The sequence below is a fragment of the Paenibacillus septentrionalis genome, assembly GCF_042659865.1.
Taxonomy (GTDB): domain Bacteria; phylum Bacillota; class Bacilli; order Paenibacillales; family Paenibacillaceae; genus Pristimantibacillus; species Pristimantibacillus septentrionalis.
Map to the genome: position 1 here is coordinate 186,132 of NZ_JBHSTE010000004.1, position 18,881 is coordinate 205,012.

Annotated in this window: 20 protein-coding genes; 12 read left to right on the forward strand and 8 right to left on the reverse strand. The window is 44.1% G+C overall.

The window, feature by feature from the left end:
• Positions 1–7: 7 nt before the first annotated feature.
• Complete coding sequence (locus ACFP56_RS12625; protein ID WP_379234972.1) at positions 8–1,123, reverse strand: extracellular solute-binding protein; 1,116 nt, start codon at positions 1,121–1,123, stop codon at positions 8–10.
• A 171-nt stretch (positions 1,124–1,294) separates the two neighbouring features.
• Here ACFP56_RS12625 and ACFP56_RS12630 point away from each other — a divergent pair, with 171 nt between their 5' ends.
• The 3 genes from ACFP56_RS12630 to ACFP56_RS12640 all read left to right on the forward strand — a co-directional run bounded on the left by ACFP56_RS12630 (position 1,295) and on the right by ACFP56_RS12640 (position 4,013).
• Positions 1,295–2,200 carry a LysR family transcriptional regulator gene (locus tag ACFP56_RS12630; protein ID WP_379234974.1) on the forward strand — a complete coding sequence of 302 codons (906 nt, stop codon included), beginning with the start codon at positions 1,295–1,297 and terminating at the stop codon, positions 2,198–2,200.
• 17 nt (positions 2,201–2,217) lie between these two features.
• The gene (gene def, locus ACFP56_RS12635; protein WP_379234976.1) at positions 2,218–2,733 is read left to right on the forward strand and encodes a peptide deformylase; all 516 of its coding nucleotides are present in this window, start codon (positions 2,218–2,220) and stop codon (positions 2,731–2,733) included.
• 365 nt (positions 2,734–3,098) lie between these two features.
• Positions 3,099–4,013, forward strand: a complete 915-nt coding sequence (locus ACFP56_RS12640) for an HAD family hydrolase (RefSeq protein WP_379234978.1) — start codon at positions 3,099–3,101, stop codon at positions 4,011–4,013.
• A 101-nt stretch (positions 4,014–4,114) separates the two neighbouring features.
• Here ACFP56_RS12640 and map read toward each other — a convergent pair whose 3' ends face one another.
• From map to ACFP56_RS12665, 5 genes are all read right to left on the reverse strand, one after another.
• Entirely contained in the window at positions 4,115–4,861 is a 747-nt protein-coding gene (map, locus tag ACFP56_RS12645) for a type I methionyl aminopeptidase (protein WP_379234980.1), read from the reverse strand.
• Positions 4,862–4,937: 76 nt separating this feature from the next.
• Entirely contained in the window at positions 4,938–5,264 is a 327-nt protein-coding gene (locus ACFP56_RS12650) for an AzlD domain-containing protein (RefSeq protein WP_379234982.1), read from the reverse strand.
• A complete protein-coding gene (locus ACFP56_RS12655) occupies positions 5,261–5,962 on the reverse strand; it encodes an AzlC family ABC transporter permease (protein ID WP_379234984.1) in 702 nt (233 codons plus the stop codon). Before ACFP56_RS12655 ends, ACFP56_RS12650 begins: the two co-directional genes overlap by 4 nt.
• Positions 5,963–5,997: 35 nt before the next feature.
• Positions 5,998–6,300 carry an N-acetylmuramoyl-L-alanine amidase gene (locus tag ACFP56_RS12660; protein ID WP_379234986.1) on the reverse strand — a complete coding sequence of 101 codons (303 nt, stop codon included), beginning with the start codon at positions 6,298–6,300 and terminating at the stop codon, positions 5,998–6,000.
• Positions 6,301–6,478: 178 nt separating this feature from the next.
• Entirely contained in the window at positions 6,479–6,826 is a 348-nt protein-coding gene (locus ACFP56_RS12665; RefSeq protein WP_379234988.1) for a hypothetical protein, read from the reverse strand.
• Positions 6,827–7,877: 1,051 nt separating this feature from the next.
• Between ACFP56_RS12665 and ACFP56_RS12670 the strand changes: the two genes are divergently transcribed.
• Positions 7,878–8,297: an Rrf2 family transcriptional regulator gene (locus ACFP56_RS12670; RefSeq protein ID WP_379234990.1), complete on the forward strand. Its 420-nt coding sequence runs from the start codon at positions 7,878–7,880 to the stop codon at positions 8,295–8,297.
• 319 nt (positions 8,298–8,616) lie between these two features.
• Here ACFP56_RS12670 and ACFP56_RS12675 read toward each other — a convergent pair whose 3' ends face one another.
• On the reverse strand, positions 8,617–9,363 hold the full coding sequence (locus ACFP56_RS12675) for a MerR family transcriptional regulator (RefSeq protein WP_379234992.1): 747 nt from the start codon (positions 9,361–9,363) through the stop codon (positions 8,617–8,619).
• 142 nt (positions 9,364–9,505) lie between these two features.
• Between ACFP56_RS12675 and ACFP56_RS12680 the strand changes: the two genes are divergently transcribed.
• The 7 genes from ACFP56_RS12680 (at position 9,506) to ACFP56_RS12710 (ending at position 16,796) form a co-directional block, all read left to right on the forward strand.
• Positions 9,506–9,748, forward strand: a complete 243-nt coding sequence (locus tag ACFP56_RS12680) for a hypothetical protein (protein ID WP_379234994.1) — start codon at positions 9,506–9,508, stop codon at positions 9,746–9,748.
• 10 nt (positions 9,749–9,758) lie between these two features.
• Complete coding sequence (locus ACFP56_RS12685) at positions 9,759–11,009, forward strand: ABC transporter permease (RefSeq protein ID WP_379234996.1); 1,251 nt, start codon at positions 9,759–9,761, stop codon at positions 11,007–11,009.
• A 428-nt stretch (positions 11,010–11,437) separates the two neighbouring features.
• Positions 11,438–12,121, forward strand: a complete 684-nt coding sequence (locus ACFP56_RS12690; protein ID WP_379234999.1) for a response regulator transcription factor — start codon at positions 11,438–11,440, stop codon at positions 12,119–12,121.
• A 4-nt stretch (positions 12,122–12,125) separates the two neighbouring features.
• A complete protein-coding gene (locus ACFP56_RS12695; RefSeq protein WP_379235001.1) occupies positions 12,126–13,130 on the forward strand; it encodes a sensor histidine kinase in 1,005 nt (334 codons plus the stop codon).
• A gap of 82 nt (positions 13,131–13,212) precedes the next feature.
• Positions 13,213–13,896, forward strand: a complete 684-nt coding sequence (locus ACFP56_RS12700) for an ABC transporter ATP-binding protein (protein WP_379235003.1) — start codon at positions 13,213–13,215, stop codon at positions 13,894–13,896.
• Positions 13,893–16,541 carry an ABC transporter permease gene (locus ACFP56_RS12705; RefSeq protein WP_379235005.1) on the forward strand — a complete coding sequence of 883 codons (2,649 nt, stop codon included), beginning with the start codon at positions 13,893–13,895 and terminating at the stop codon, positions 16,539–16,541. Before ACFP56_RS12700 ends, ACFP56_RS12705 begins: the two co-directional genes overlap by 4 nt.
• 36 nt (positions 16,542–16,577) lie before the next feature.
• The gene (locus ACFP56_RS12710; RefSeq protein ID WP_379235007.1) at positions 16,578–16,796 is read left to right on the forward strand and encodes a hypothetical protein; all 219 of its coding nucleotides are present in this window, start codon (positions 16,578–16,580) and stop codon (positions 16,794–16,796) included.
• Positions 16,797–17,018: 222 nt separating this feature from the next.
• Here ACFP56_RS12710 and ACFP56_RS12715 read toward each other — a convergent pair whose 3' ends face one another.
• Positions 17,019–17,312, reverse strand: a complete 294-nt coding sequence (locus ACFP56_RS12715; RefSeq protein ID WP_379235008.1) for a hypothetical protein — start codon at positions 17,310–17,312, stop codon at positions 17,019–17,021.
• A gap of 125 nt (positions 17,313–17,437) precedes the next feature.
• Here ACFP56_RS12715 and pepV point away from each other — a divergent pair, with 125 nt between their 5' ends.
• Complete coding sequence (gene pepV / locus ACFP56_RS12720) at positions 17,438–18,850, forward strand: dipeptidase PepV (protein WP_379235010.1); 1,413 nt, start codon at positions 17,438–17,440, stop codon at positions 18,848–18,850.
• Positions 18,851–18,881 lie beyond the last annotated feature (31 nt).

Genomic DNA, 18,881 nt, shown 5'->3' on the forward strand with positions numbered 1-18,881 from the left:
GCTGCTCCTATTTCACGTTTTGGTCAGCGAACCACGTTTTGATTTCCAACTCATGCTCTGCAGCCCATTGTGCATCAGGCAACATGAAGGTTCCGTCCTCGCGACGCTCTTCTCGCGTTGATACTCCTTCTGCCATCGGCGTAAAGAAGCTGTCGTTCGATTCCAGCGTTGTTAGCAGCTGCTGTGTTTCTGGCTGCATAATAAATGATACGAACGCTTTTGCCGCAGCTGGATTCTTCGTATGCTTGCTAATTGCTGCAACACGCAGGCTGCCTGGTGCGCCTTCATCCGGCCATATCACCTCGATTGGCTCGCCAGCTTCCTTTAAGCTGTAGGCATTATGCTCCTGCAGCGCAGCAACATGAATTTCTCCACTAACGAGCGCTTGTCCAACAGGTCCATTTTTCGGATAAACATGTAGTCCGTCCTTCATACGCTTTGCATACAACTCTTTTGCTTCATCTACGCCCCATTTATGGAAGAAGGCAGAAACAAGAGGGTAGGCAGGTGCAGCTACAGCAGGATCAGCATGTCCAACCGGACCGTCGAAGGAGAAAAACTGCTCCCACGTTTTTGGTGCAGCTTCAGCACTTACTAACCCCTTGTTGTATGCAATAACGGCTGCTGCATGGATGCCGACTGGAAAGTAAGCATAATCGTCTGGAAGTACAGATTGGCCATAGTCAGATAGCAACTCTATTTCTGGCGGCTGCCAGCCCGTCAGTAAAAAGTCGCGATCAGCAAGGCTGCGAATCGAGCCGTGTCCATCCATAAGCAGCACATCCCATTGTGGATTGCCGCGCTCGGCTTCGATTTTGGCAAGTGCTTCTCCACCGCCGTAATGAACAGCTTCCAGCTCATAGCCCGTTTGCTCTGTGAAAAGCGGTCCGATGACATCGACGAAATCATTGCCGTACAAATATATTTTTTCACCTGTGTCCTCGGATGCTTGCTCGTTATTGCTTCCTGCATTGCCGGCTTGTTCATTGCTGCTTGGAGCGCCATTTGAAGCTGGAGGCTGAGAGCTGCCTGTTTGAGCAGGTGAAGCGTTGCTGCCACAGCCTGCTGCAATGATGCTTACGAGCACGAGCATTATAAGCATTCTTATTTTAATTGTTTTCATGATTCCCTCCTGAATTTATCCTGTAAGGATTAAGTATGTAACTGGAATCATTGTACGGTGCTAGCTTTATGCTTATATCAATGGAGCGTTAACATAAAGTTAAATATTATTAATGATATAGATGATATAATTGATAGTATGAATGTTGGGTAGAAGGAAGGAAGGCAACCGATGAATTTGCAGCAATTAAAGGTGTTTGTACTAACGGTGCAGTTGCAGAAGCTGTATCTGGTTGCAGAACGGCTTGGGATTACGCAGCCGACGGTTACATTTCATTTGAATAAGCTGCAACAGGAACTGGGTGTATCCTTGTTCCAGAGCAAATCGTATCACGTTTTGAAGCTGTCGGAGGCGGGAGAGGACTTATACCATTATGCCAAGCATATAGCTGTCATGGCTGATGAGATTGATGTGCTGATGGATGAGCATCGGCAGAACAAGCGAGCGCGCTTGCTAATTGGCAGTACGCATACACCAGCTACTTATATGCTGCCCAAGTACATTGCAGAGCTTAAGCAGCAGCACCCGCAGCTCGCGATGATGCTTGAAGTCAAGCCTGCTCCATTTATTGTAGACAAGATTAAGCAATATGAGCTTGATATCGGCATTATCTCGGAGACGGCTATTAACGATGAGGAACTGGTGTCGCTTCCGCTTACGAAGGATGATCTTGTTGTCGTGTTTTATCCAGAGCATCCATTCGCCAGTTTAACGGAAGCGCAGTGGAAGCCTGCGTGTCTGTCCGAAGTGCCGATTGTTTCGCATGAATCAGGCTCGATCAGTCGTCAGCTTATTGACCAGTGGTGCGAGCGTCATCAGGTGAAGCTGGATATTGCGATTGAAGTGTCAGGCTCTGAAGCATTAAAGTCTGCGATTCAGCAGCGTCTAGGCTACGGCATCTTATCCGAAACGGCAATTAAAGGCGATGTGCAGCAAGGCACGCTGATGATGCGTCCTATTCCTGAATGGTCATCCGAACGTCATATATTTGCAATTCGTCATAAGAAAAGACTAGTAACGCCAGCTATGCGTTTGTTTTGGGAACGGCTGCAGCGCTCGTTCCTCCTATCAGAATAGAAGGTGAGGTTGAATAGATGACAGTGAAACAAATTTTACCCTTTGGAGACTCGATTCTAAGAAAAAAAGCTAGGCCTGTTTCAGAGCTGAACTCAAAAACATTCAAGATTCTCGACGATATGGCTGAAACGCTTTATGCGCAAGAGGGACGTGCGGGCTTGGCAGCGCCGCAGATCGGCTTGCTTCGCAGACTTGTCGTTATGGACTGCGGAGATGGGTTGATCGAGCTGATTAATCCCGAAATTATTGAGGCAAGCGGCGAGCAGATCGGGGCGGAAGCGTGCCTGTCCTTTCCGGGGTATATTGGCTTTGTGAAACGAGCACAGTTCGTCAAGGTTACAACGTTGACGAGAACAGGTGAAACGGTGACGTTGTCCGCAGAGGGCTATCTGGCACGCTGCATGCAGCATGAAATCGATCATCTGAACGGCGTGCTGTTTGTCGATCATGTACGTGACAAATGGCTGTACCACGAGGAGACGAAGCAAAAAGTCGATGTGCTGCAGGTTATTGCATTAACGAATCGAGGCTAGCAGACAAACTAGTAAATTTGTGTAAAGAGCCTAATCTGCTTGTAGGGCGTGTCTGACAGTTGCACCTTTCACCGCCTATTCGCCCCCTGCATCGCTTTCGTTTACTTGACGTACCCCCGGTACGCCTTCACAAGCGCGCCTTGCATGGTACGAATATTCGGCAAAATTTGCTGTCTTCAGAGTTCCCAGACACGCCCTAAAGTAAGCTATAATGGTAGTTATAGTTTTAGCTTCCGATGTACTTTTCATTTGAAGAGGGTAGATCGGGAAGTATATGAAAAGTTTGAGCTTAAGCTTCCGATGTACTTTTCATTTGAAGATAGTAGATCAGGAAGCGCAATGAAAAGTTTGAGGAGGTATGCCGCATGAAATTGATCGCATCGGATATGGATGGAACGCTACTGAACAAATACTGGAGAATTAGCGATGAAAATCGTGCAGCAGTGCTCGAGGCGCAGGCAGCAGGCATTCATTTTGTTATAGCTACGGGCAGACCCTATACAAATGTGAACGTCATTATTGAGGAAGCGGGGATTTCATGTCCCGTTATTAGCCTCAATGGAGCACAGACACATGATGCCAGCGGCAAGCTTATTGCTAGTCAGCCGTTAAGCAAGCAGCAGGTTCGTGCCGTTCATGATATTTTACTAGAAGAGGGCATGTACTTTGAGCTGATGACTGAGCAAGGTGCAATCAGCTTGAGTCATGATCGTTACGTGGAAATTGCACAGTACTATGGAGCTATGGAGCTGTCGCATTTGCCTGAAGTGGAGCGCCACGAAACGGTGCTTCGTATGTGCGAGGAGCGAATTCGCAATGAACGCTGCCAATTTGTTGATTCGTTCGAGCGATACTTGAACGATGATCAGCTTGATATATTGAAGATTTTTGCGTTGACGACAGATGAAGAGTGCTTCAACCGCTGTGATGAACGTGTTCGTCAGCTTACAGGGCTGGCAGTATCGTCATCTGCGCATGGTAATTTGGAAGTAAATGCGCAAAACGGCAACAAGGGTTATGCCGTTCAGCAGTATGCTGCATCGCTTGGCCTTGAACCCTCTGACATTATGGCGATGGGCGATGGTTTTAATGACCTGTCGATGTTGAAAATGGCTGGAAGAGGCATCGTGATGGACAATGCGCCAGATTCGTTAAAAGCACTTATTGCTAACCGCACGAAGCGCAATACGGAGCATGGTGTTGCTTATGCGATTCGTCAGCTACTAGAGGAGAAAGGTCTATCGGCAGCAAGCGAGATTGCTTCGTCCGTTGAAAGATAACGAAAGCATATAAGAATAGACTCACAAAGTAAAAGACAGCGACCGACAGTCGCTGTTTTTTGTGCAATGCGTATTTAATTAGTACCGATACAAGTTGAATGCTAGACTGCGGTTAAGATTATAGGCTGGTCCTTTGTAATAATAATCGTATGCTCATGTTGCGCCACAAAGCTGTTATCAGGTACACGCAACGTCCACCCGTCTGCTTGCTCGTCAGCATATCGTGCACCTGTAGATAAGAAGGGCTCAATTGTAATAACCATTCCGTCCTTCAATACCCGCTTATCGTGCTTGTTATAAAAGGGTAAAATCTCTTGCGGGGTCTCATGCAGAGACTTTCCGATACCGTGGCTGCACAGATTTCGAATAACTTGAAAGCCGCCCTTTTTAGCCTCGCTTTCCATGATTCTCCCGATTTCGTTCAGCTTTACTCCATGCTTAAGGGATGAGATCACTTTCATCATCGTATCATGAGTGTATTGGCACAAATGCATTAACGATGGGTTGTACGGAGGAATCAAAAAGGAATGTCCCGTATCCGCATAATAGCCTCCCAATTCTGCCGAAACATCGATGTTTATCAAGTCTCCCGGTTGAATGACACGATTACCCGGTATTCCATGGGCAATCTCCTGATTAATGCTAATACATGTGTTCCCAGGGAAATTGTATGTTGACTTGGGTGCAGATACAGCCCCGTGCTTTTTCAAGAAAAGGCCACCGATCTCATCTAATTCCTTTGTCGTAATGCCAACGCGTGCGCGACTTTTCATTTCCTTAATCGTCAAAGCCACGATTTTGCCAATTTCCTTCAACCCATCAATATCGTTTTGCGACCCTATTGTCATAAAGCTCCTCCTCTGTCAGGCTTTGTTTTCTGTATTATTCCCTTATTACTAATCGTAATCCTGCTTAGTAGCAATATTACAGCCATAAACGAATGAGTGCAGCTGCAATAACGCCAGTAATGACGGTGATCGCAAGGCTTCGCGTCCAGATGGCAGCTGCAACAGTGGGCAGCAAGGCAAGCAAATAGTGCCAGTGCAGCGTTAGCTTAAAGCCTTGCTCAACGCTCCACATGCCCTGCACAACAAGTGCAGTAAGGATGCAAATCGGGATATAGCCCAGCCATTTTTTTACCGATTGCGGAAGCTCGACTTTTTTAACAAGTATAAATGGTGCGATTCTTGGAAGTAGTGTAACCAGACAGCATCCTATAATTGTAAGCAGCATTGCAGTTGATAGTGTCATCGTGAAGTCAGCACCCCAATCGTTGCCGCAGTGATGGTCGATAACAATACAGCCAAATGAGAAGGCATGATATAGCTATATACGAGCATAAAGATGATCGTATAGCCAACGACCGCGAGCATATGAATAAGTCTGCTTCTTGCTTGCTGATGCAGCTGAATAATAAGAAGCGCAATAAACATTGCTGGAAGCGCGAAATCGATCCCTAATGCGTAAGGATCCTTGATCCATTGTCCAAGCATGGCGCCTGCTATGCTCGAAAGCAGCCAGCATAGATAGGCGGTCAGATTGAGACCGTGCATCCAGCTTGCATTCAGCTTGTCTACCCTGGTGAGCTTTGTCGCTGCTACGCCGAAGGTTTCATCTGTAAGCAGAGTGCCGATTGCGATATTGTGACGCAAGGAATGTGACGTAAAGGCTGGCGCAATCGCAAGTCCCATTAGAAAATGCCTCAAATTTACGATAAAGGTTGTTGTAATTATGATAGATATCGGTGTATGGACAACAAATAATGCACAAATAATGAATTGCGCGGAACCCGCATACACAAGCAAGGAAAGCAACGCAATCTCAAGCAGGCTCAGATGCGATGAGGCTCCAACGATGCCGAAGGCGCCTCCAATGCCGATATAGCCGAGCAGTGTAGGAAGACAATCTCGTATGCCTTGAACAAAGTGTCCTCGTTCAGTGGTGTTCATATTAATTTCCAGTATCCTTTCCTATGAATCGCTAATTAATTAAGTCTGACAAACCCGTTAGTCAACAGGCTGGCTCCCTTTGCTTTAATTGTAAGCTTGATGAGCTGAAAGGTAAAATAGGCAAACGTTAATGCATTTGACTTTTGTGATCTAGATTTTAGCTCTATATAATTATTATCTACCCTGCTTAATAAGACGCTATGATTGAATTTTTCTAAAAAGTGTCTTAAAAAACTTATTTCAAGTACAATATCGGCCTCCTTGTATGTTTCAAATGTAGCACCAGGATCTTTTCCACCGTGACCAGGATAGACAAAAATTTTATGTTTTATTTTCATAGATTGCTTCCACATTGTTTTGTTTTAAAATCTCTATAAGTTCTAATTTCAAAGATTGCATAGTATCTTCCATTTGCCATTTAATAAATTTACTTAGCTGTAAAATCATCTTCGAAAAATGAAATTAATATTTCAAGAGCCTCTTTGTCGTTGTTTTGTTGTACTTGAGTTAATAAGCTTAAAAATTGTTCATTTGATATACTTCTTGAATTATCTTTTTCTTCCATTTATTCACCGCATGTTGATAAATTTTCAATTCTTCTGCAACATCTTTTTCTCTTTTTTCATTTAAAAATATTTCTCTCAATACAGTTACTCCGACAGGAGACTTCAATTGATGGAAACAGCCTTTAAGGAAAATTTTGTTATCAGCGTAAAAGAAGGCACAATAGGAGTTGGGAAAATCTCCATAGTAATGTAAAAATGTTTGTGTTGTAATATTACTCAATGGTGTCGTCTTAAAGATATGGAATTCAGATAACGCCGCTGGAATGTGCTTCCATGTGTAATGTTCGAAATTATCCATTTTACCACTCCTCTTTTTTATTTGTTCAACTATTTAGGAAAAAAAAGAAGTGGAAAACAACCAAACTATTTTTTAGAACGATATTTAATAAAGAAAAAGTCTATAATCGAAAAAGTAATGGCTATGCCTACATAAAGAAAACTGTAATCACTAAGTATAGTATTTAGCAACATGCATACCACACTCAATATAAAGAAGATTAAAGTGCGAATCCAATAATTAACTTGGAAATAATCCATTACTAGTGAAGGAAGTGCAAAAGCGAAAACAAGTATCGGATACAGTATAAATAATGTGCCGAATAAAAAAATTAATTTGGAATCTTCAGATGAAAATGAAAGTAACGACTCTGCACTATCATCTAGCTGCATAGCAGCAGCCATGAATAAAACGGATAAACATAAAAGACTTAAAAAAGGATGTAAAACATAAGAAATAAAGGATGTAAATTTCATGTTCATGTTTTGACCTCTTATTTAGAGTTTTTAGATTTCTATATAAGTTGAAACGGTATGTCCGTAATAATTGTTGCTTAATTTAATTTTATACAGGATTTTCTTGCGATTGATTTGAACGAATAAGTGTGTAAAGTCCTCTATTGCTGCAAATTCAGCATGGAATCCTTCAGATACCTAAAAACATTCTCTATCGGTACAACAACATATTTCTTCGTTTTCATTGAATGTCCTTTTTGATAGTGGCAAATAAGTTTGATACCGACCTGTATGCTCTACGAGTTTCTTTTCGTTCATGAGAATTAATCCTCACCAATTTTAAGAAATTTGTTTCAAGTGGTATCCAATTCAATAATTGTTGCACAAGCTGCTTCGTGAATGCATCTGCATCATATCCGGCTTCATCGCGACGACTTCCGCAGCTAGGGTCGCTTTTCATTTTAAGGTTAATCTCATAATTCTATTCTAGTATGTTCGTGGCTGAACACATATGCACCTGATGCGTCCTGTAACAGAAAGAGGGCGAATGAATCAATAAACAATGCATAGCCTGATAGTATACAAGTTGCTTGAACTTTGAGATCGAGGTGAAGAACATGGTCAATCATCGTATGTCGGTTGCACTTCATATTTTAAGCCTGATTGCATTAACAGAGCAGAAGGAACAGCTAACCTCGGATTGGATTGCAGCGCGTGTCAACACGAATCCGGTCGTTATCCGCAGATTGATTGCCAGTCTGAATAAAGCAGGATTAGTAAAAGCAGGGCGCGGTCTGAAAGGACTTACTTTAACGAAGGAGACCGATCAGATTACACTGCTTGAAGTTTATAGAGCGGTTTCACCTGATCATGAGTTGTTTTCCATCTATGAGGAGCATCATACGAGCTGTCAGATTGGACGCAACCTGAAGGGCAATCTTCGCGAAGTATATGACACGCTTCAGAACAAAATGGAGCATGAGCTTGCACAAATTACGTTAAGCATGGTTGTAGATCAAAGCTGCCTAGAACGATAATATGTGTAGTCGAAAAGAGGTCGAATAGATGCTTATCCACCATGTACACAGCTTGCTAACATACACACAATGGATAATAAATTTGGTGAGAGATATCCACATGTGTACGATGCAACAGATTCAGCTTTAATGTGGATATGTCTACGCGAAGGTGGCTATAGTATGACGTATGTTGCTTAAATTAGCGCCAGCCTGAACGAATAGCTGCACCGCAGTATTCGTTCAGGCTGGCTTTTTGCTTTGCTGTTAAGCTGATCGCAGCTAACACGCTCCTACACGTTGAGTGAGACTAGACCTATTCCTAGCTGACAACGTTGCGCTAAGCATTTTTCTTCTGAAGTTCTCCCCAATATGCCATCGCTTCACTTAAATACTGCGCAAGTCCCTCGCCGTAGCGATCAATATTTTTCGTAAAGCGTTCATCAAGCACATACATTTGTCCGAGTCCGATAAATGCGTCATAGCTGTAGCTGCCGAATTGGTTAAGCAGCTCGTACCAGCGCTTGGTCAGTGCCATCGTTTCCTCGCTATCCACAGGTGTGCCGATGCGTGCGGCAAATGAGGTATAGATTTCTTGCCATTGCTGTTCAATTTCTGTTTTCTGTTCCTTGGACAGCTTGCCGATGCGCTGATTGCTGTCATCTACAGCTTGATCTCCCCATTTTTCTCTTGCTTCCTGTTCATACGGGTTGTGATCCCACTGCAGGCCGTCGAATTTCTCTTCTATGCTCATTTGATTCTCTCCTTTAACATTAGCGATTGTTCGATCAATGGTCGCAATCATCTTATCCAGCTGCTCTCGCTTCGCGAGCAGCGAGCGTCGCTGTAAGTGAAGCGCCTCGAAGGTGTCGAAGTCTGGACTGTGCAGAATGCGGCGAATTTCTTTTAAGCTAAAGCCCAGCTCCTTGAAAAATAAAATGTGCTGTAGGGTTTGCAGATTGTTTTCAGAGTACTGTCTATAGCCAGACTCTGTTACGTGATCTGGGATAAGCAGACCGATCTCATCATAGTGATGCAGCGTGCGCACGCTTATTTTTGCGAGATCGGCAACTTGTTTAATATTCATGCTTGCACCTCCGATAGCTATAGCATAAAGTATCACGTTACGTGAGAGTCAATCAAATTTTGAGATTTTTTATATTTATGAATTCATTGTTGAATTGGCAGACGTTTCCTATAATGAAGGTATATAAGAAGAGGGTGATTGATTGTTACAGGTAGAGCAGTTAGGTAAAAGCTATGCTAGCAAAGTGATCGTACAGGATCTTCAACTGCTGGCTGAAGGAACGCTTGGCGAGCTTCAGGAGCTTGTAGGAAAGTCTACAACCATACATATACAGCTTGAGGATATTGTAGAGCAGCAGCAGCTGACAGTAAGCAAGATCGAATTGGTTCAGCCTAATTTGGAAACGGTGTTCCTGCATTTGACTGGACGCTCGCTTCGCGATTAGGAGGCACAACATGCTGAGCATATGGATATTTTTAAAGGATGTTTCTCTGATGCTGCGTGATAAACGCGCCTTGCTTACATTAATCGTCATGCCGCTTGTGCTAATTGCTATTTTAGGGACTGCCTCTAGTAATTTGTTTCGTGTAGAGAATGAATCGCTCGATCAGGCTATAATCAGCTATCCGCTTGCTGTCGTTGATCTGGATCGGACGGAAAGCAGCCGAAAAATTGTCGATGAGTTTTTGCTCCTTTACTTACAGGACTATATAGAGCCAACGGTGATGTCTAGAGAGGAGGCTGACCAAGCACTCGACAATCATGCGATCGAGCAGCTGCTGCTGATTCCAAGAGGATTTGAGCAAGCGGCTAAGAGCAGCAAGCAGGCTACTGTCCAGCTCATTACGAAAGGAGATTCTTCAATTCTGCTTTCAATATTGAGGAGCCGCTTTCAGCAGTACAATTTGGCTCAAGCAGGAACTGAAGGCGTGACTGAGGTCTTGCTTGAATATTATGAGGAGCTCCTGAATGATCAGAAGCTGAGGTTTGGAGCGGAGGGAGGGACTCGACATATTACGTTATGGCAAGATCCGAGAGAGGTGCCTCAGCAGGCTGCATCAATCATCAAGGAAAATGTGAAGGGAGAAGGGCGTACTGTCGATTCCTTCCAGTACTACGCTGTAGCGATGGGCGTAATGTTTTTATTGATGACCGTCGTTAGCTTAGTCAGAACGATGATTCGAGAAAAAAATGATATGGTTTTTGACAGGCAACTAATTACGCTGCTTCAGACATGGCAGTATTTGCATGGCAAGTTTTTTGGCATGGTTGTCATTAGCATGCTGCAGCTTACTGTAATCGTTGGAGGAACCGCACTATTGTTTGGTGTGGATTGGGGCGACTCGTTAGCGGGCTTGCTGCTAACGATGATCAGCTTCACGATCAGCACCTCGGGGCTGGTTGTATTCGTAGGTTCACTAATTAAAACGGAGGCCATTTTTTCCCATGTGGGCATGATTGGCACGCAGCTGCTTGCTGCGCTTGGTGGAAGCTTTGTTCCGTTTTTCTTGTTCCCGGATTGGATGATTATGCTCACTAAGGTTATCCCTAATGCGCTCGCCCTGCAAATGTTTATCGAGCTTATGACAGGAGGTACTAGTGCTGACATATGGCAGGAGGCGTTAACAGTAACGGTGGTAGGCTTGGTGCTAATGACAATTGCATGGATTCGCCTTTCCCACAAGAGAGGTGCTGACCATATATAAGGTGCTGCATATAATAGCGTTTCGCTTAAAGCAGCTATTAAAATCGCCAGCAACAATTGTACTGCTGCTTGTTATGCCAATGACATTCAGCTTAATTTTCAGCAGCCTTACGTTTTGATAATAGTCGCATTCAGCTTAATGATGGCTACCGTATTCAAATCGCAAAAGCAGCTGATGCGCTGAGCTCTATCATAATCGTAAGCACATGTATGCTAGGTGGTGTATACTGGCCTTTAGAGGTCGTGCCTGATTTCATGAAGAGCATTGCGGTTGTCATCACGCAATATTGGATAATGCAAGGCATGGAATTTGTCATGATAGACGAGCGGAATTGGTCGATTAAGTGGAAACCATGGATAATTTTGTCAGTTTATAGTATACTATTTTTAACGATAGCGATTCGCAAACTATCTAAGGAGTAATAATACATGTATGTTTTCATTGTAGAGGATGATCGCACAATTGCGGCTGGACTGGAATATTCGTTAGAGCAAGAACAGTATCACGTTCTGCTCGCTCATAGTGTGAAGGAAGCGGAAGCAATCATTCGTGAACGCTACAATGAGTTCTGCTTATATATCTTTGATCTAAATTTGCCTGATGGTACCGGCTACGAGCTGTGCAAGCTTGTGAAGTCGCTTCAGGAGGCGCCTGTTATTTTTCTATCCGCTATCGATGAGGAAGTTAATATTGTAATGGGGCTTGATATGGGAGCAGACGATTATATTACGAAGCCTTTTCGCGTGCGCGAGCTGATGTCGCGGATGAAGTCTGTGCTGCGACGCTATCAGCGTACACCTTCTAATCGAACGATTATTAGAATAGGAGACTTGCAAATTCATACCGTCGAGGCAAAGGTATTCAAGGGCAACCAGGAAGTTGTTCTAACTGCCCTTGAATATCGCCTGTTGCTGATCTTCGCCAATCATCCAGGGCAAGTTTTGTCACGTAATCAGCTTCTGGAACGCATATGGGATGTTGCGGGTGATTTTGTCAATGATAATACATTGACGGTCTACATTAAGCGTTTGCGTGAGAAGCTGGAGGACGACCCGACACAACCGAAGCTCATTCATACGGTACGCGGGATGGGTTATAAGATAGGAGAATAGAGTCATGCTGCGAAACGATGAATTTCGACTTTACTTTGCCGTGCAGCTTTTGATTGCTGTCCTTGCACTCGGTGCAGCCGCTCTATGGATAGGCTGGACAGCGTTTGGGCTCGTTTTAGTCGTAATTGTACTTACATATCTGAACTTTTACCGTTTTACGCGCTGGCGCTATAGACAGCTTGAAAGCCTTTCGCACTACTTGCGGCAAATTGCAAGTGGTGATTACACCTTAAATATCCGAGACAATCGGGAAGGCGAGCTGAGCATCCTGAAAAACGAAATCTTCAAGGTGACGATGCGTTTGTCAGAGCAAAGTGAATACTTGCTGTCTGACAAGGAGCGTATGAGTGAGGCAATCTCTGATATTTCGCACCAGCTGAAAACACCGCTGACTTCGATGGGCGTGATGATGGATTTGCTGAAAAAGCCAGATTTGCCGCTTGAAAAGCAGCAGCAGTTTTTAAGATATTTACAGCAGCAGCTTGAACGAATGGAGTGGCTGATTACGTCACTATTGAAGCTGTCGAAGCTAGAGGCTGGAACCGTGCTGTTTCATCCTGAGCAGGTGAAATTAAGCACGCTTGTGCAGCAGGCAATTGCGCCGATTGAGATTCCAATCGAAGTTAAGGAAATTCATCTGCTGATGCAAGGGAATGAAGAGACAACGCTGCAGGTTGATCAGAAATGGACAATTGAAGCGATTCTTAATGTGATTAAAAATGCAGTAGAGCATACACCGCAAGGTGGAATGATCACGATCTCAATGTCGCAAAATACGCTTTACACGGAGCTGAAGGTAACCGATTCGGGAGCGGGGATAGACCGCGAGGATCTTCCTCATCTATTCAAGCGCTTTTACCGTGGAAAATCAGCTAGCGATGCAAGTGTGGGCATTGGTTTAGCGATGTCCTATCACATTTTGCAGGCACAAAATGGCGTCATTGAGGTCGAGAACAGCACTGAACAAGGACAGGGAGCAGTGTTTACGATGAAGTGGTACAATAAGTGACGATTTTGTCACTTTACAGTCACTGGAACGTCATATGCCATCGCTATACTGGGTTTATTGATAAAGAGATGGAGGACATATGATGGATATTTTGAAGGTTGAAAACCTGTCTAAAGTGTATGGCAAGGGCGAGAATCAAGTTCATGCCTTAAAGGATATTTCGTTTAATGTGAAAAAAGGAGAGTTTGTCGCGATTATTGGACCGTCAGGCTCAGGAAAATCGACGCTGCTGCATTTGCTTGGTGGGGTTGATTCACCTAGTACTGGCAAGGTCTATGTGGACCAAACGGATATGTATGCTCTGGGCGAGACGCAGCTAGCCGTTTTTCGCCGCAGACAAATCGGCCTTATTTATCAATTTTACAATCTAATCCCAGTGTTAACAGTGGAAGAGAATATTACGCTGCCGCTGCTGCTGGATGGTCATAAAGTAAATCGACAAGAGCTGATGGATATTGTTCATACGCTGGGGCTTGAGGAGCGATTGAGCCATCTTCCTAACCAGCTGTCGGGCGGACAGCAGCAGCGTGTCTCGATTGGACGAGCGCTCATTAATCATCCTGCGATTATTTTGGCGGATGAGCCAACAGGTAACCTGGACAGTAAAAACAGTAAAGAAATTATGGATATGCTTGTGATGTTCAACAAGCGCTTTAACCAAACGCTGATCGTTATTACGCATGATGAACGAATTGCGCTACAGGCTGATCGCATCATTACGATTGAGGATGGCTCGCTTGCTAAGGTAGAGGTGATCCGGCCGTGAATATCGTAAACAAACTGACGCTGCGCCATATGCTGCAAAACAAGCGCCGGACGCTTGTTACGATGATCGGGGTTATTGTCTCAGTCGCCATGATATCGGCAGTTACGACGCTCGGGCTATCCTTTCTTGACCTGATGAAGCGGGAATCGATTGCTAACAGTGGAAATTGGCACTTAAAGTACGGAAATATTACTCCTGATAAGCTCGAAACGTTAGAAGGAAGTCCATATGCAGATGAGCTGCTTATCGAGCACGATGCAGGCTATGCCTTATTGTCAGAGCAAGGCTTAACGGGCAATGGGAACAAGCCATATATTCACGTTATGGAGTATAACGAGGCTGCATTCGATAAGCTTCCATTAAAGCTGTTAGATGGACGTCTACCGGAAAAAGCCAATGAAATTGTTGTACCTGAGCATTATTTGCAGCAATTCAGTCAAGACGGGCAAATGATTGGCAGTACAATGACGTTGAATTTGGGTGAACGCTATCATCCAAACCTGCTTGAAAACGAATATATTAATCGCTTGGATCAAACGATTTCTCTTATGTCAGATGACATTACAGAAGAATCGCTTATTCCGAGCAAGCAGATGACCTATACGGTTGTTGGGATTATAGAAAGGCTTAACTGGGAATACGGGATATCGCCAGGGTATAGCTTTTTAGCTTATTTGGATCAGAACGCTTTAGCACAAGATGCGCTCATAACGGCAAGACTGTTCAGCGAGAAGCCGAACCAAGGGATCTTGGAGGAAGGCAGTAGGCTCGTAGATGAGATCAGGTTAGGGACGTATTCGACCAACAGTGAATTGCTCCGTTACCAGTTTGTCAGCTCGCATGATGGATTTATGACGACGTTGTACTCATTGGTGGCAATTATTATGGGTGTCATTATGGTCGGTTCAATCTCGCTCATTTATAATGCATTCGGCATATCGGTCGCAGATCGCTCGCGTTATCTAGGCATGCTCGCAAGTGTTGGTGCGACACGTCGCCAGAAACGTAATTCTGTTTTCTTCGAAGGGCTATTGATTAGCGTTATCAGCATTCCAATTGGTTTTGCGAGCGCCTTGGCGGGACTGGCGATTACATTTGCTGCAATAAATCCTGCCTTTCAGGATGTTACAGGCGCATCAACTGGTTTAGTCGTTAAAATGAATGGGTGGACCATTCTGATTTCCACAGTTATTAGTCTTGTAACGATCTTCCTATCTGTATGGTGGCCTGCGAAGCGCGCATCAAAGGTATCTGCCATCGACGCTATTCGTCAAACCCAGGATGTAAAGCTGTCTACGAAGCAAGTGAAGACGACGAAGGTGGTACGCAAGCTGTTTGGCATTGAGGCAGATATTGCGTTAAAAAATATTAAACGCAATAAACGCAGATATCAGATTACCGTGTTCTCACTTGTTATAAGTATTATTTTATTTTTAACGGTATCATATTTGACAGAGTCAATGAAGCAGGCGCTATTCAGCTCCAACACTGGGGTTAACTACGATATAGAAATAACGTTTCAGGAGCGGGACAATGTTGATGCCAAGCTGCTAACAGAGAGCTTTGATGGCATTAAGGATCACCATTTCATTCAAAGCAGCTATATTGATACGAAGGTTGCCTCTGAATATATCCCAGATTCTGTGATGAGAACATTGGTTGAAAGCTATGGAGAGCAGCTGGATGAATTTGATTATTCGCTCTACATTCGTGGCCTTGAGGATGATGAGCTAACATCTATTGCTGCCGAAGCAGGTATAGATGCAGAACAGCTTTTTGACAAAGAACATCCTCAAGCAATCGTGTATAACGTCAATAGCTATTACAATTTGACTGAGAATCGATATGTAACCGATAAGTCGTTACTGGATCCGCAAGGTCTTGTGCTTGATATCTATCACTCTTATTCAGAAAGAGTAACGGATGAGCAAGGTAATGAGGAGTATGTTTATCGAGAGAAAAGTATTGGAACGCTAGGGCTGATTGGCACGACTGAAGCAGCACCTCTAGGGATTGCGAGAGGACAGCAAAACAGTCCGTCCATGCTTATTCTCTATGTCAGCCAAACAGTTATGCAGGAGCTGGTCGATAGAGGGGCTACGCTTAATAATCCAGCACTATACATTACAAGTGATAATCCAATTGGATTAGAGGAAGAAATACGCAAAAGTGCTCAGTTTGAGAATATTTATATCAGCAATGTGTTCCGTTATAAGAAGGAAGAAGATGTGATGATGCTTATAATCTCGGTTTTCTCTTACGGGTTTATATCGTTGATCACGCTCATTTCAATTGCAAATATTCTAAATACGATTTCAACGAGTATTCAGCTCCGCAAGCGGGAATTTGCAATGCTGCGATCAATTGGAATGACGGAAAAAGGCTTCTATCGCATGATTAATTACGAGAGCATTTTGTATGGTCTGAAGGCGCTGCTCTATGGGCTGCCGATCAGCTTAGCGATTATGCTGCTTATTTACAACTCTATGCTGAATACTTCCTATTATGTATTCCAAATCCCTTGGTTAAGTGTTGGAATTATGCTGGTCGCATTGTTCTTAATCGTCGGTTTGTCTATGCTGTATTCAGGTTCTAAGGTCAAGAAGGGAAGTATTGTGGAAGCGATTAAGCAGGAAAATTTATAACGCGGTTTTAGGCGCGTTCGATTGGGGGGATGCAGATTGGCAAATGCTAGATGCAAGGAGAGACTGGTTCAATATGAGCTTATCGTGTATCAGATGGCGATGCTGCTGCATCAACGCGATTCGATTGCGATTGAGATCACGAAGCAGGTGCTGTGTGAGCTATGGCGTGAGGAAGAATTTTTCGACTTGGAGGCAAGCAAGCAGCGCAGCCGACTCATCTGGCTTGTGAGTCAAGCCAGTGCGAGAAAGGCATAGCACAGTTGCCAGAAGACTTGCTGCTATATATGCTTTGCAGGAAACATGCGTGTAGCAATCCAAAGCTTAGCATGTAAAGCGAAGACAATAAGAAAAGCAAAGGGTACGGCTCGGCTAGAGGGAATATCTCTCCAGCAAGCTTGTACCCTTTTTTGCGCATGAATGAAATGGACGAGCCTTGCTTTATATCACTGTTTCATTCACCTATAATCAAAAACATTATTACATACAGGCTTTTCGCCAATTGATACGGTCGAACATCCCGCTTTGTTTAGATAGATGCGACCAGCATTGCTGTTTGAATTCGGGATGAATATATTGGGGGGTTAAGTATTTCCATGACTGTCCTAACAAAGCTAATGCTTCGGGAAAACTATGTACGATGGTCAGCTCATTCGGTGGGGATGGTCCATCACTTGAACGATAAAACTCCCACTGCTGATCCTGCTTGCGCGCATACAAGGTCATTTTTCCTGCTGCACCTTTAACGATTAATACCGTTTGCCAATGCTCCATAGCGGAATACTCCTCCTTATTCATGCATCTATTATTTTAATATACATCATTTACCAGAGAATGCGCATCATTTTCCTGCAAATATGGTACGATAATAAGGAAATTAATAAAATGAGGGCTGAATGATGAAGGAAAAACTGGAACAATACTTTTTTGAGCATAGGGAATCATTTATCGAACATATTCGCCGCTTGGTTCGTGTTCGAAGCGTTAAGGGAGAGCCAAAAGAAGGAATGCCTTTCGGTGAGGGGCCTGCCGCGGCATTGAAGGAAACGTTGGACATTGCAGAAGAGCTTGGCTTGCTAACTAAAAATTTTGACAACTATGTTGGCACGATCAGCATAAATGAGCAGGAATCGAAGCTTGGCATCTTAGGGCATGTCGATGTAGTTGGCGAAGGAAAAAACTGGACGTATGATCCATATGAAGGCGTAATCGTTGACGGCAAAATGTATGGTCGCGGAACAAGTGATGATAAAGGTCCTGTCATTGCGGCAATGTACGCACTTGCAGCGGTTAAGGATCTGGGCATTCCTCTTTCCTACAACACTAAGCTGATTGTTGGAACGGACGAGGAATCTGGCATGGCGGATCTCGACTACTACTTAACGAAGGAGAAAACACCGCCTTACGTCTTCACACCAGATGCGGAATTTCCCGTCATTAATATAGAAAAAGGTGCAATTCGAACGTCCTTCGATGCCAGCTTTACGCCTTCGGAAGAGCTGCCTCGTGTTCGCTCCATTCGTGGCGGTTATAAGGTTAACGTTGTGCCACCAGAGGCGGAAGCAGAGATTGTAGGGATGCTGCTTCCTGATATTAGTGAGATTGCCCATAGGATCACAGTTGAGACAGGCGTTAATTTTGAACTGCGTGATATGGGTCAGCAACTCGTACATATCAAAGCCATCGGCGTAGGCGGACACGCGTCAATTCCAGAAACCGCGATCAATGCGATTACAGGCTTGCTGACACTAGTAAATGCATTGCCGCTGCAACCATCTGAGGGACATCGCATGCTGCAAGGACTATCTGATATCTTCCCTCACAATGACTATTACGGTAAAGCTGCTGGACTAGATCTGGAAGACAAGGAGTCAGGCAAGCTGACGATGAATTTTTCTATTTTTAGCTATAACGCGGAAGGTCATCTAGAAGGTCAATTTGACAGTCGCGTACCCATTTGCGCAACTGAAGCGAACACCTTTGATGTATTGGAGCCGAAGCTGGCTCAGTATGGGATTCGACTTGTCCGTGGAGGCTTCGAGAAGCCGCATCATACGCCTGGCGATTCTCCATTTGTACAGACGCTGCTTCGGGTTTATGAGGAGTATACGGGATTGAAAGGTGAATGTATTGCTATTGGTGGCGGTACGTATGTTCACGATATTGAAGGCGGAGTCGCGTTTGGCCCTACGATGCCGGGCATCGATACACGGATGCACAGCAATGATGAGTTCATTATCATTGACGATATGCTGAAGGCATCGCAAATTTATGCGCAGGTTATTGTGGAGCTGTGCGGGACACAATCATAAAGTAATGCTATATAAGTAGATGCATAAATAG